Source organism: Arthrobacter sp. NPDC058288 (assembly GCF_042880995.1).
Lineage (GTDB): Bacteria > Actinomycetota > Actinomycetes > Actinomycetales > Micrococcaceae > Arthrobacter.
The window spans coordinates 48,711-61,355 of record NZ_JBHVYH010000004.1 but is presented as its reverse complement, the minus strand read 5'-3'; the positions used below and the strand labels follow the sequence as shown (position 1 = coordinate 61,355).

Sequence of the window (12,645 nt, the reverse complement as noted above, 5' to 3'; positions counted from 1 at the left end):
GCACCCCACCAACCTGCGGCCTAAGGGCCTGGACGCCGTGAACGACGGTCCCCTGATCGTCCAGAGCGACAAGACAATCCTGCTCGAAGTGGACCATGAGAAGGCAACGGAAGCCAGGCACGCCATCGCCGCTTTCGCCGAGCTGGAGCGGGCGCCGGAACACGTGCACAGCTACCGCCTTACTCCGCTGGGCCTGTGGAACGCCCGCGCGGCAGGGCTGGACGCGGAACGCGTACTGGACACGCTGTTAAAGTATTCGCGCTTTCCCGTACCGCATTCCCTGCTGATAGACATCGAAGAAACGATGTCCCGGTACGGCAGGCTGCGGCTGGAAAAGGATCCGCAGCACGGATTGGTGATGCGGACCAGCGACTATCCAGTGCTCGAGGAGGTCTGCCGCGCCAAGAAGATCCAGCCGCTGCTGGGTCCGCGGATCGACGGCGAGACCGTGGTGGTCCACTCCTCCCAACGCGGGCAGCTGAAGCAGCTGCTCCTCAAGATCGGCTGGCCCGCCGAAGACCTGGCCGGTTACGTGGACGGCACGCCGCACCCCATCATGCTCAACGAATCCGGCTGGAAGCTCCGGCCGTACCAGCAACTGGCCACCGAGAACTTTTGGGCCGGCGGCAGCGGCGTCGTGGTGCTCCCCTGCGGTGCGGGCAAGACGCTGGTGGGTGCGGCGGCCATGGCCACGAGCTCCACCACAACCCTGATCCTGGTGACCAACACCGTGTCCGCCCGGCAGTGGAAGGACGAACTGCTCAAGCGGACCTCGCTGACGGCGGACGAGATCGGCGAGTACTCGGGCTCGGTCAAGGAAGTCCGCCCGGTCACCATCGCGACGTACCAGGTCCTGACGACAAAACGCGGAGGCCTCTACCCCCACCTTGAACTGGTGGACGGCCACGACTGGGGTTTGATCATCTACGACGAGGTCCACCTCCTGCCGGCACCCATCTTCCGGATGACCGCGGACCTGCAGGCCCGGCGGCGGCTGGGGCTGACGGCAACGCTGGTGCGCGAGGACGGCCGCGAGGGCGAAGTCTTCAGCCTGATCGGTCCGAAGCGCTACGACGCCCCCTGGAAGGACATCGAGGCCCAGGGCTACATCGCGCCCGCGGACTGCGTGGAAGTGAGGGTGGACCTCCCGCACGACGAACGTGTCGCCTACGCGATGGCCGAGGACGCCGACAAGTACCGGCTGTGCGCCACCTCCGAAACGAAAACCACCGTGGTGGAACAACTCGTGGAGCAGCACCGGGGTGAGCAGCTCCTGGTCATCGGCCAGTACATAGACCAGCTGGACGAGCTGGGTGAACGGCTCCAGGCCCCCGTGATCAAAGGTGACACGTCAGTGAAGGAACGCCAGAAGCTGTTCGAGGCCTTCCGCGCGGGCGAGGTGCAGACCCTGGTGGTTTCCAAGGTGGCCAACTTCTCCATCGACCTCCCGGAAGCTTCGGTAGCCATCCAGGTGTCCGGCTCGTTCGGTTCCCGGCAGGAGGAGGCCCAGCGCCTGGGCCGCCTGCTGCGCCCCAAGCAGGACGGCCGCGCGGCGCGGTTCTACTCCCTGGTGGCGCGGGACACCCTTGACCAGGACTTCGCGGCCAAGCGCCAGCGGTTCCTGGCCGAGCAGGGATACGCGTACCGGATCATGGACGCTAAAGACGTTGGACGGAATCCTACCGCCACCTGAGGCCGCCGCAGCGCCAGGCCCCGTGTTCCCGCTGTCCCGCTGTCCCGCTGTCCCGCAAGGCTACCCGCGGACGGCGGTCAGCTGACCCCCCATGAACCGTCACGCTCCGTGGTTCCGGTCCGCGGATCAAGCTGCGGCGCCTGGTAGGCCAGTTCCCCGCCGCTGCGCCCGCCGAAGGGACGCCCGTGGTCAGCGAATTCCTCGCGGAAGTATGCCAGGCACCACTGCCCCATCTGGATTCGCGCCCCCGTGCGAAGGACGGACTCGCCCGTTGACGCGACGCTGCCAGTGACCTTTCCGTGCGGCACCAATACATACTCGTCGTCGGCGTTATGGACTATTTCCGCATGGAGGCCGTCCAGCCCGGGAAGCTGGACGTCCGAGGCTGCTTCGCTGCCTATCCTCACGATCTCCCTGCTCAGCGTGAATTCGCGCGGCACCTGGCCGTTCCAAGTGGCCGAGTCCTGGACAAAAATGAGCCGTGGCCTGCCGCTCCCCCGTGTGTGGTGGGTGGTGGTGACACGGCGGACGATTTTCCGCCTGACGGTCGGCAGCAACGGCAGCGGTGTCTGCGGGGGCATTAGCGAGAATCCCCGCGACGGGCGCCGTCCACGCTTCATGAGCGGCGCCAAGGCACCGAGCTTTCCCAGCTTGATATGGGGCGAGCGTGTGATGAGCCGCTGCGATGCCGGGCTGGTGACCGCGCCGAGGCTCACGATATGTCCGTCCGGACCGTCAACCACCACCGTTAGTCCCCGGTCCGCCAAGGTCTGGGCCAGCGGGCGGATGTCATCGAGCGACGGCATGCCACTGGAACTGAACGATTCCAGGCCGTCCACGGCGATGCGTACTTCACTGCCGCCGGCCCGGGCCGTTCCCCGCGTTACCGTTCCGGACTCATCGGTGAAGGAGAAGTCCAGATCCATGTCGAGGCGGAATCCGTTCACGTCCGGTTCAGCTCCGGTTCTCGTCTGACCCCAGGGCATCTTTGTCGCTGGTGGTTACCCGAAGGCTGCCGTTGAGCTTCCAGGTAGCGCGCGGGGCGTCGGGGCCGATGTCACGCGGAACCTCCACTGTCATGTCGATGAAGTTGTAGTTGATCGCAGCGCCCTTCCCCGTCAGGTAGGACCACATTTCCTCAGCAAGGTCCGCCCAGTCGCGGATACTGCGGTCGGCCGTACGGGTACTTTCGGGCGCGTTTATTTCCGTCATGGTGGAAAATCCCCTTCATTGGGTGCCGCATGTACGATTTGTCCCGAATCCTGGTGGACTCAGTGGCCTCACTCTAGTACCGGCTGGTAGCGGTGGAAACCCTTCGCGGCGCGAACGAATTTTCCACGGAAAGGGTTCCCGGCAGGGGTCATGTGAGCCTGCGCGCCGGCACCTGGACAGGGCCAACGCCGCAATACGGTGCCCAGCACCCGGGTCCATTCATGGGACACCCAACATTCATTCAGAAAACTCCCAGATTCTGGGAGCATCATGGGAGGTATGAAAAAGAACGGTCCCGAAGCCAAGCTGCTTGTCGTCGATGATGAACCAAACATCCGCGAGCTGCTCTCCACCTCCTTGAGGTTCGCAGGCTTCGAGGTTGTCTCGGCCGGCAACGGACGCGACGCCCTCGCCGCCGCCGAGCTCCATGCCCCCGACCTTGCCGTGCTCGACGTCATGCTGCCGGACATGGACGGGTTTACGGTGACCCGCCGGCTGCGTGCCTCCGGCAAGCACTTCCCCGTCCTCTTCCTCACCGCCAAGGACGACACCGAGGACAAGGTCACCGGCCTCACCGTGGGCGGTGACGACTACGTCACCAAGCCCTTCAGCCTGGACGAGGTGGTGGCCCGGATCCGTGCCGTGCTGAGGCGCACCCAGCCCCTTGTCGACGACGACGCGGTCATCCGTGTGGACGACCTTGAACTCGACGACGACGCGCACGAGGTGCGGCGCGGCGGCACCGTCATTGAACTCTCGCCGACCGAGTTCAAGCTCCTGCGCTACCTGATGCTGAACCCGAACCGGGTGCTGTCAAAGTCCCAGATCCTGGACCACGTCTGGGAGTACGACTTCAACGGCGACGCGTCCATCGTGGAGTCCTACATTTCCTACCTGCGGCGCAAGGTGGACATCGATCCCGACGCCCCAGCCCTGATCCAGACCAAACGCGGGGTGGGGTACGTACTGCGGACAGCCGAGAAGCGCTGACCTTGCTGCACCGTTGGAAGTCGGCCTCGCTGCGTTCCCAGCTGGTGGCCATCATGATGGCACTGATGCTGGTGGCACTTGTCGTGACCGGTTCCGGCACACTGACTCTCCTGCACAGCTATCTGCAGGGGCAGGTTGACGACAAGCTCAAGGTCGCCGTCAATTCCGTCAAGCAGCAGCAGTCCTTCAGTCAGTTGCTCCAGCAGAATCCGAACATCCCCACTGATTACTCCCTGATGCTCCTGCGTCAGGACCAGGACGCGTTCCCCTTCGGCGGCAGCAAGGACTCGCACCCGGACATCGACACCCTGTCCCCTGCCGAAGCCAACAAGCTCGACCTGACCCCCTTCCAGGTCCGGGGTACCGACGGACGGAACTGGCGTGTCGTGGCGCTGCCGGTCCTCGACGGCAACCAGCGCAATGCCGTCGTCATCATCGGCCTGCCCCTGGCACCGGTGGATTCGGTCGTGGAACACGCCTCGCTGGTAGTGATCGGGGTGGGCTTCCTGACGCTGGTGCTCGCCTTCTTTATTGCTACGTGGACGGTGTCCAGGTCCTTCCGGCCGCTTGCGCGCGTGGAGAGGACCGCCGCCGCAATCGCCGCGGGTGATCTCTCCCGCCGGGTGGACGTGGAGAATCCCGCCACGGAAGTGGGCCGGCTGGGCGGCTCCCTCAACGCAATGCTGAGCCATATTGAGTCCGCCTTCGCGGCCAGGATGGCATCGGAAGAGCGGATGCGCCGCTTTGCCGCTGACGCTTCGCATGAACTCCGCACCCCTCTCGTGACGATCCGCGGTTTCTCCGAGCTTTACCGCCAAGGCGCGTTGACCAAGGAAGAGGACGTGGCCACCGCGATGGGCCGGATTGAGAGCGAGGCCAAGCGGATGGGCTCCATGGTGGAGGATCTCCTGCTCCTCGCCAGGCTGGACGAGCAGCGTCCCCTCCAGCAGAAGCCTGTGGATCTGCTGCTCCTCGCCAACGACGCCGTGGTGGACACGCAGGCCAGTGACCGGGACCGGACCATTGCGCTGATAGGCCTCGACGGCGGCTCGCCGTCCCCCGCCCCGGTGCTGGGCGATGAGGCAAAGCTGCGCCAGGTGGTGGGCAACCTGGTGGGGAACGCCCTCCGTTACACCCCCGCCGGAACACCCGTTGAGATAGCCGTAGGGGTCCGGACTGACGACGCCGGCCGGCGGTCCTCCGTCATCGAGGTCCGCGACCATGGTGCCGGGATTCCGGAGGACGAAGCACCCCGGATTTTTGAGCGCTTCTACCGCGCGGACACGTCGCGGACCCGCGAAACCGGCGGCAGCGGTCTCGGCCTGGCCATCGTTGCCGCCATTGTCGGGTCGCATTCAGGCTCCGTCCGGGTGGTCCCGACCGACGGCGGCGGCGCCACTATGGTGGTGAGCCTCCCGTTCCAGGACGAGACGGCCGGCCATGCAGACAGTGAGCTCGACGGCGGCGATGGCGGCGAAGTTGTCCACATATAGGCAGCAGCCGTAGCGCGGCTTTCCGTGCGCTTCTTAGGCTCGACGTAGCGGTCCGAACACCCAGGCCGCCCGCAAGCTCGAAAAAGCTTCCGAACAGCGTCGAAGGACAATACCCATGAGCATCATCTCTGTTGATACCGAACTGCTCCAGCTCAAATCTGCCAACGTCAAAGCTACTGTTGACCGCATCAGCACGGACGTCCAGGCGATGAAGCGGGGCCTGGACGAGCTGCAAGGCACATGGCGCGGATCGGCGGCCACCAATTTCCAAGGGCTGATCACCGAGTGGACCATCACGCAGGGCAAAGTGGAGGCCGCCCTCGCATCCATCAACACTGCCCTCGCCTCGGCGGCCGCCACATACGCCCAGGCAGAGCAGGGCAATACGCAGCGGTTCAGCTGACCGGACTAGGCTTCCGGTGTTCCCTGATGGAAGCGCAGGCGCCACCGTTTTCCGTCGAGAACCCAGAGCGAACTGCGGAGCGACGATCCCTCCCGGCCCTTGCTGCGGTAGGTCAGAAGGACCGTTTCAGGGCCGATCCGCTCCGCGCCGATCATCTCCAGTTCAGCTGCACTGCCGGGGTTCTCTTCGAGCGACATCATCATTGAATCCCGCGTCCACAGCCTCCCGGAGCTGCCGATTTCCGTAAACTCCGGGTGGAGCAGCACGCCGGTCCGCCCGATGTCGGCGCGGGTATCCGGGTTAAGCAGCTCCCGTTCCAGCGCTTCAACAACGGCCTCGGGAGCTGCTTCCTGCCCGGCCGGCGCCGCGAACGGATCTGTCTCCAGCTCACTGAAGAGGTCCGGTTCGCTGAAAAGATCCGGCTGATTGCCGCTTCCAGGCGTCAAGGACTCCTGCACCGCCGGTGTTTTGGCTGCGGGGGCCGCAGAGGCGTCGTCGCCGCGGACGAACCCCGGCCCGGACCTCACGGCGATGCCCTGCTGATAGGCAGTCGCAGCAGCCCGCGCACGATCGTCCGCTGCCTCATTCAGATCGTGTCCGGCGTGGCCACGGACCCACTCGAAGCGGTATTTGCGCCCGCTCAGCGCCTGGTCGATTTCCCGCAGGATCTCCACGTTCAAGACCGGCTTGCCATCGGCCTTCCGCCAGCCCTTGCGTTTCCAGCCGGGCATCCACTTGGTAACCGAGTTGATGACATATTGACTGTCACACAGAATATGCAGCTCCTCCTCGGGAAGGTGCGCAGTGCACCGGAAGAGGTCCAGCACGGCCATCAGCTCGCCCTGGTTGTTTGTGCCGTGCGGCCAGCCGCCAGCCCGCCAGCAGTCGTCATTCACGTACCAGGCCCAACCAGCGGGACCGGGATTTCCTAAAGCCGAACCGTCGGCTGCTGCAGTAATCGTCACCGCACTATCCTGCCAGACCGGCCCGACAATGTGGTTCCTGCGCTTCCCCGTGGCGGACCAATGAAGCCCCCTATGATCGCACGTCACCTTCGGCCGCCGCGGAGGAGTTCACGAAGGAAGCCGAAGGGATGCTGGCGACGGCCCGCAAATAGTCCACCACCACTTCAGTCCCCGTGAAAAGCAAAGTGCGGCCCCCTCGAAGCGAGGGGGCCGCACTTAGTTGCTGCGTCAGGGACGTCGGGCAGGTTAGAAACCGCCCATGCCGCCCATGCCGCCCATGTCGTCGCCGCCACCCATGGCCGGAGCGTTCTTCTCCGGCTTGTCGGCCACTACGGCTTCGGTGGTGAGGAAGAGGCCCGCGATGGAAGCAGCGTTCTGCAGGGCAGAGCGCGTTACCTTGACGGGGTCGTTGATGCCGGCAGCCAGCAGGTCGACGTACTGTCCGGTTGCGGCGTTCAGGCCGTGACCTGCGGGCAGGCCGCGGACCTTGTCCACAACAACGCCCGGCTCGAGGCCGGCGTTGAATGCAATCTGCTTCAGCGGCGCGTCAATGGCAACGCGGACGATGTTGGCGCCCGTTGCTTCGTCGCCTTCGAGCTGCAGGTTGGCGAACGCCTTGGCGCCGGCCTGGATCAAGGCCACGCCACCACCGGCAACGATGCCTTCTTCAACAGCAGCCTTCGCGTTGCGGACAGCGTCCTCAATGCGGTGCTTGCGCTCCTTGAGCTCAACTTCGGTAGCGGCACCGGCCTTGATGACTGCAACGCCGCCAGCCAGCTTGGCCAGGCGCTCCTGCAGCTTCTCGCGGTCGTAGTCGGAATCGGAGTTCTCGATCTCGGAACGGATCTGGGAGACGCGACCGGCGATCTGGTCGGCGTCGCCTGCACCCTCGACGATAGTGGTCTCGTCCTTGGTGACAACGACCTTGCGTGCCTTGCCCAGGAGTTCGAGGCCGGCGGTCTCAAGCTTGAGGCCGACTTCCTCGGAGATGACCTGGCCACCCGTGAGGATGGCGATGTCAGCAAGCTGCGCCTTGCGGCGGTCGCCGAAGCCCGGAGCCTTGACGGCGACAGACTTGAAAGTGCCACGGATCTTGTTAACGATCAGGGTGGCCAGGGCTTCGCCCTCGATGTCTTCGGCGATGATCAGCAGCGGCTTGTTGGACTGCATGACCTTTTCGAGGACAGCAACCAGTTCCTTGACGTTGGAGATCTTGGAGTTGACGATCAGGATGTACGGGTCTTCGAGGACCGTTTCCTGGCGCTCAGCGTCGGTGACGAAGTAAGCGGAGATGTAGCCCTTGTCGAAGCGCATGCCTTCGGTGAGCTCAAGCTCGAGTCCGAAGGTGTTGGACTCCTCGACGGTGATGACACCTTCCTTGCCGACCTTGTCCAGCGCCTCAGCGATGAGCGCGCCGATTTCGTCGTCACCGGCGGAGATGGATGCCGTAGCGGCGATCTCTTCCTTGGTTTCGATTTCCTTGGCAGACGCCAGCAGTTCGGCGGTGACGGCTTCAACAGCCTTCTCGATACCGCGTTTCAGGGACAACGGATCAGCGCCGGCCGCGACGTTGCGCAGGCCTTCCTTGACCAGGGCCTGTGCGAGCACGGTCGCCGTGGTGGTGCCGTCGCCAGCGACGTCATCCGTCTTCTTGGCAACTTCCTTGACCAGCTCGGCGCCGATCTTCTCGTAGGGATCGTCCAGCTCGATCTCCTTGGCGATGGAAACACCATCGTTGGTGATCGTGGGGGCGCCCCACTTCTTTTCGAGGACGACGTTGCGTCCACGCGGGCCGAGGGTGACCTTGACGGCGTCGGCGAGGATGTTCAGGCCCCGCTCAAGACCGCGGCGTGCCTCTTCATCAAATGCAATGATCTTGGCCATAACGGCAGTAGTCCTTTCGGGACAGTCGTTAAGAATGAACCTTCACTGCGGTGCCCGCGACGGACGATCCTTCACCGACGGCCTCTGTATGCCGCGCGGATGGGATCTCACCCCAGCAAGGTATTTCTTTCGCTCCTTGTCCTTCCCGCTCTCTCCGCAGCCGGCCGGAACCGGGCGTTGATTTAGCAGTCAGTCCGTGGGAGTGCTAAGTCAATAATTAGCACTCCCCCGGGGAGAGTGCAAGCAGAGATTGCGCTGAAAGGCCCTCCTGCGGCCCGTACTACGCTAGGAGCGATCAGCCGCCGGCGCGGGCTGCAGTTTCGGTTCCACTCATCCGGGCTCTGTTATCCGCGGAATACGTGAACACCATGTAGTTGGCGGTGGTGACGTCGCCGTTGAAATCGAAGCCGATCGGCCCGGATTCGCCGTCGTAATCCGCGCGCTTACCGGCCCTCATGGCATCCCCGCATTCTTTGTAGCTCCTGCAGGGTTCACCCGTTTCCGAGCCCTGCTGCCCGGAAACCGCGATCAGCTTCGCGGCGACGGATGATCCGGCGTCGTCCTGGGCTGCTGCCGCGGCGATGGCGGCCAGGTTCACGGCGTCGTAAGTTTCCGCTGCGAAGGTCATGTCTTTGAGCCCTGGATCAACCGCAACCAGTTCGCCTTGGAAGTGCGCCGAAGGGAAGACACCCGGCAGGATCCCGCGGGCGCCCTCAAGCGCTTTGGATCCGAGCGCCGAGCCGTACTGTCTAATCGCTCCGTCACTGAGAACCAGCTTGCTGCCAGCCAGCCCCGCGTTGTTGAGTTCCGCGATTGCGCCCTGGGCTCCGGCCCGGGCCACCAGAATGACCGAATCCGGCCCTGCGGCCTTGGTGGCAGCTGCCGCCTGTTGTGCCTGGCCGGCGGTGAACGCAGCCTCCGCCACCGTTCCAAGACCGGCAGCTTTCGCTGCCGCCGCAACGGCCACAGAGACATCCTTGCCGTACATCCCGTCCTCGTGGATGATCGCTATTGTCCGGGCACCGCTGTCCTTGGCCAGTTTCACCAGCACTGACGCCTGGGCCGTGTCTGCCGCCGACGTACGGAAGTAGTATCCGCCGCTCCGGTACCGGGTGAGGCCGTGCGCTGCATTCGCCGGCGAGATGATGGCCACTTTGGCCCGAGACAGGACGTCGATTGCCTCCGGGGCGCGGCTCGAGTCAGTGGGACCGATGACTACATCCGCCTTGGCCGCCACCAGTTCCTTGGCCCGGGAGGTGGTGTCCTCGCCGATCTTTTCGGGAAGCAGTTCCACCGGCCGACCCTTGTGGCCCCCTGCTGCATTGATCTCCTGGACCGCCAGCTTGGCTGCGGCGAGCTGTGCGGAGTTGAGGAAGGACTGCTTTCCGGTGTTGTCCAGCAGCAGGCCTATCCGCAGGGTGCCATCGCCGCCGGCGTCGACTGCATCAACACGCGCGTTGCCGGTCTGGCCCGAGCAGCCGGCCAGCACGAGCGCCGTTGCCGCCGCAAGAGCCGCTGTTGCGGCGAACCGCGGCCGGGCGGGTCCGGGCCGGGCAGGGGCGCTGGTGCCATGCATTGCCGCGGCGGGTGGCATCAGGCCGTCCGGACGTTCTCGGCCTGGGGACCCTTCTCGCCTTCGCCTACCTCGAATTGCACTCGCTGCCCTTCGTCCAGGGCACGGTAGCCTTCCCCCTCGATGGCCGACCAATGGACGAAGACGTCGTCTCCGGAGCTGTCAACGGTGATGAAGCCATAGCCTTTTTCGGCGTTGAACCATTTGACGGTTCCCAATGCCATGTTGCCCACACTTTCCGGTTGCTCTGTGTCCGGCCCACGTCACTGTGCGCCGTCGGGACGGTCCGCGTTGAGGCGCGGCATCCGGAATCACTCTAGCCATTGCCGTTTGCCGGGTGCAGGCCCCGCCCCTGTGAGCCCCTAATAGTTATTCAGGCGTAACCGAAATTCTTACTGGAACCCCGGCCCGAGAACCACAACCACAGGCAACTGGAACTCGGCGGAGTCCACCAGCGACGGGATGTTCAGGAGCTCCCCCAGGGCCTCCGCGTTCGCTTTCTGCCCGGGCCCGCTGTAGTAGATCACGGAGGACTGCTGCGGCATTCCGCCCCAGTTGCCCACAGGTCCCAGCGTCCAGCCGTCACCGGCGACGGTGCTGCTCACTCGGGCGGCGAGCCCCGAAGTAGCGGTCCCGTTGTAGACGGCCACGGCCTGGGTCTTGTCAACAGCCGGCGCATCGGCGAAGGGAGAGCTGTTGGCAGCAGGCGTCTCACTGGCGGAAGGAGCCGAGGTCGGCTGAGACGTGGCCCCAGCGACAGGAGATGCTGTGCCCTGCGGAGCCTCGGTGGTAGGGGAAGCCGAGGGGCTGACCAACGCGGACCCGGCAGCCATCAGCGGGCTGCCGGCAGGCGCAAATCCGAGCTTGGGCAGGAACAGGAAAGCAACCAGTCCGATGGCCAGCGCCGCCACACCGACCGCCAGGATCGGTCCCAGACGGTGCCGGGAAGCCTCGGAGGCGACCCTGTGGACGCCCTGTCGTGAGGAGGCCTCAGGGACCCTGTCGAATTCGTCCCGAGCATATTTGGTCATGGTAAAACGATGTCCTTGTTGGTTCTTGCTGATTGCCCGGCCCCGGACGCCTAAGCGTCAGAGCCCAATCGGCGCGCCGTGCGTGCCCGTTGGCGTGACGTACGTAGTCTACGCAATCTCTTTACCAACATGGGGTCATGTGCCAGGGCGTCCTCGGTGTCAATGAGCGTGTTGAGGATCTGGTAGTAGTGCGTGGCGGAGAGGTCGAACAGCTCACGAATGGCTTGTTCCTTGGCTCCTGCGTACTTCCACCACTGCCGTTCCAGGGCCAGCATCTGCTGGTCCCGCTCGCTCAGCCGTGAGCCCGGCTGAGGAGCCTGCATGATGTCCGCCTCGGACGCCGCCTCGCTGCCGGTGTCCGCAAGTGACAGGTCATCGCGCACTGGTTCGGCCACGGCAAAATCCTCCACTTGATCGGTCAAAGTCTCTTTCCATGGTACGGGCGAATAACACGCCTGTCATTTACGCAGTGTGACGCCGGTGTAAGGAGGCTGACGGCCGCGTTCACCGGCTCCTGCGCCCGTTCCTCACGCAACAACGGAGCCTACGTGAATGGACCCGCCAGCCTCCTGCAAGTCCGGCACTGCGACAATGGACTCGTGTTTGATTCTGAAGCCTTGTTCGAGCTGGAGCCTGCCGTGGAGGCTGGGGGGTTTGCCGAGATGGCACACCTGCCGCTGGAGCACCTGATGGCTGGGGACTGGGCCGCGGCGCTGGCTCCCGTGGAGACGGAGCTGCGGAGCGTACTGGAGTACCTTGCTGCCGAAATGGCGGCCGGGCACCAGGTGCTGCCGTCGCCGTCGAACGTCCTGCGTGCCTTTCAACGGCCGCTGGCCGCGGTCAAGGTCCTGATCGTCGGCCAGGACCCCTACCCGACCCCGGGCCATCCGATCGGGTTGTCCTTCGCGGTGGAAGGGCACACCAGGCCCATTCCCCGCAGCCTCGCGAACATCTACAAGGAACTCGAATCCGACCTCGGCCTTCCGGCCCGCGTCCACGGGGACCTCACGCGCTGGGCGGACCAGGGCGTGCTCCTGCTGAACCGTGTCCTTACGGTCCGCGCGGGGGCGGCGGGATCGCACCGGGGCAAAGGCTGGGAACCGATCACGACGGCGGCAATCGCCGCCGTCGCCGGGCGCCGCGCCGCCGGCGGGACGGCAGCGCCCCTCGTAACGCTACTGTGGGGCAAGGATGCCGAGGGCGTCCGCCCGCTGCTTGGAGACACTCCGGTCCTTGCCAGCGCCCATCCCAGCCCGTTGTCGGCCGCGCGGGGATTCTTTGGGTCCAGGCCGTTCAGCAAGGCAAACGAACTCCTCAAGGCCCAGGGGTCGGAGCCCGTGGACTGGGAACTTCCCGTGATCTGACCTTCACCCGGACCTGGACAGCTTGATCCGACCCCGA

General features: G+C 64.9%; 13 protein-coding genes. 5 read left to right on the top strand and 8 right to left on the bottom strand.

The features are described 5' to 3' along the window. Positions 1–37 precede the first annotated feature (37 nt). A complete protein-coding gene (locus tag ACFVWT_RS12920) occupies positions 38–1,693 on the top strand; it encodes a DNA repair helicase XPB (protein WP_390248300.1) in 1,656 nt (551 codons plus the stop codon). A 77-nt stretch (positions 1,694–1,770) separates the two neighbouring features. On the opposite strand, the gene ACFVWT_RS12915 is transcribed toward ACFVWT_RS12920, so the two are convergent. Both ACFVWT_RS12915 and ACFVWT_RS12910 read right to left on the bottom strand, forming a co-directional pair. Further along, a complete protein-coding gene (locus tag ACFVWT_RS12915; RefSeq protein WP_390248298.1) occupies positions 1,771–2,640 on the bottom strand; it encodes an FHA domain-containing protein in 870 nt (289 codons plus the stop codon). 7 nt (positions 2,641–2,647) lie between these two features. After that, positions 2,648–2,905 carry a hypothetical protein gene (locus ACFVWT_RS12910; RefSeq protein ID WP_043479064.1) on the bottom strand — a complete coding sequence of 86 codons (258 nt, stop codon included), beginning with the start codon at positions 2,903–2,905 and terminating at the stop codon, positions 2,648–2,650. A 279-nt stretch (positions 2,906–3,184) separates the two neighbouring features. Here ACFVWT_RS12910 and ACFVWT_RS12905 point away from each other — a divergent pair, with 279 nt between their 5' ends. The 3 genes from ACFVWT_RS12905 (at position 3,185) to ACFVWT_RS12895 (ending at position 5,791) form a co-directional block, all read left to right on the top strand. Next, positions 3,185–3,895, top strand: a complete 711-nt coding sequence (locus ACFVWT_RS12905; RefSeq protein WP_390248296.1) for a response regulator transcription factor — start codon at positions 3,185–3,187, stop codon at positions 3,893–3,895. A gap of 2 nt (positions 3,896–3,897) precedes the next feature. Beyond that, entirely contained in the window at positions 3,898–5,388 is a 1,491-nt protein-coding gene (locus ACFVWT_RS12900) for a sensor histidine kinase (protein WP_390248294.1), read from the top strand. 115 nt (positions 5,389–5,503) lie between these two features. Next, a complete protein-coding gene (locus ACFVWT_RS12895) occupies positions 5,504–5,791 on the top strand; it encodes a WXG100 family type VII secretion target (protein WP_011690647.1) in 288 nt (95 codons plus the stop codon). A 5-nt stretch (positions 5,792–5,796) separates the two neighbouring features. On the opposite strand, the gene ACFVWT_RS12890 is transcribed toward ACFVWT_RS12895, so the two are convergent. The 6 genes from ACFVWT_RS12890 to ACFVWT_RS12865 form a co-directional block, all read right to left on the bottom strand. Next, a complete protein-coding gene (locus ACFVWT_RS12890; protein ID WP_390248292.1) occupies positions 5,797–6,756 on the bottom strand; it encodes an RNase H family protein in 960 nt (319 codons plus the stop codon). A 246-nt stretch (positions 6,757–7,002) separates the two neighbouring features. Then, positions 7,003–8,640, bottom strand: a complete 1,638-nt coding sequence (groL, locus tag ACFVWT_RS12885) for a chaperonin GroEL (RefSeq protein WP_011690644.1) — start codon at positions 8,638–8,640, stop codon at positions 7,003–7,005. Between the two features lie 295 nt (positions 8,641–8,935). After that, positions 8,936–10,234, bottom strand: a complete 1,299-nt coding sequence (locus ACFVWT_RS12880; RefSeq protein ID WP_390248290.1) for an ABC transporter substrate-binding protein — start codon at positions 10,232–10,234, stop codon at positions 8,936–8,938. Next, a complete protein-coding gene (locus ACFVWT_RS12875) occupies positions 10,234–10,437 on the bottom strand; it encodes a cold-shock protein (RefSeq protein WP_390248288.1) in 204 nt (67 codons plus the stop codon). Before ACFVWT_RS12875 ends, ACFVWT_RS12880 begins: the two co-directional genes overlap by 1 nt. Positions 10,438–10,605: 168 nt before the next feature. Beyond that, positions 10,606–11,244: a LytR C-terminal domain-containing protein gene (locus tag ACFVWT_RS12870; RefSeq protein ID WP_390248286.1), complete on the bottom strand. Its 639-nt coding sequence runs from the start codon at positions 11,242–11,244 to the stop codon at positions 10,606–10,608. Positions 11,245–11,294: 50 nt separating this feature from the next. After that, on the bottom strand, positions 11,295–11,567 hold the full coding sequence (locus ACFVWT_RS12865) for a DUF3263 domain-containing protein (RefSeq protein WP_390248781.1): 273 nt from the start codon (positions 11,565–11,567) through the stop codon (positions 11,295–11,297). A 276-nt stretch (positions 11,568–11,843) separates the two neighbouring features. On the opposite strand from ACFVWT_RS12865, the gene ACFVWT_RS12860 reads away from it, so the two are divergent. Beyond that, complete coding sequence (locus tag ACFVWT_RS12860) at positions 11,844–12,608, top strand: uracil-DNA glycosylase (RefSeq protein WP_390248284.1); 765 nt, start codon at positions 11,844–11,846, stop codon at positions 12,606–12,608. The last annotated feature ends 37 nt before the right edge of the window (positions 12,609–12,645 follow it).

What these genes read in the sequence shown, in the direction of transcription:
- ACFVWT_RS12910 (WP_043479064.1), bottom strand. Translation starts at nt 2,905, where the DNA reads ATGACGGAAATAAACGCGCCCGAAAGTACCCGTACGGCCGACCGCAGT.
- ACFVWT_RS12905 (WP_390248296.1), top strand. Translation starts at nt 3,185, where the DNA reads ATGAAAAAGAACGGTCCCGAAGCCAAGCTGCTTGTCGTCGATGATGAA.
- ACFVWT_RS12895 (WP_011690647.1), top strand. Translation starts at nt 5,504, where the DNA reads ATGAGCATCATCTCTGTTGATACCGAACTGCTCCAGCTCAAATCTGCC.
- groL (WP_011690644.1), bottom strand. Translation starts at nt 8,640, where the DNA reads ATGGCCAAGATCATTGCATTTGATGAAGAGGCACGCCGCGGTCTTGAG.
- ACFVWT_RS12880 (WP_390248290.1), bottom strand. Translation starts at nt 10,234, where the DNA reads ATGCCACCCGCCGCGGCAATGCATGGCACCAGCGCCCCTGCCCGGCCC.
- ACFVWT_RS12875 (WP_390248288.1), bottom strand. Translation starts at nt 10,437, where the DNA reads ATGGCATTGGGAACCGTCAAATGGTTCAACGCCGAAAAAGGCTATGGC.
- ACFVWT_RS12870 (WP_390248286.1), bottom strand. Translation starts at nt 11,244, where the DNA reads ATGACCAAATATGCTCGGGACGAATTCGACAGGGTCCCTGAGGCCTCC.
- ACFVWT_RS12865 (WP_390248781.1), bottom strand. Translation starts at nt 11,567, where the DNA reads ATGCAGGCTCCTCAGCCGGGCTCACGGCTGAGCGAGCGGGACCAGCAG.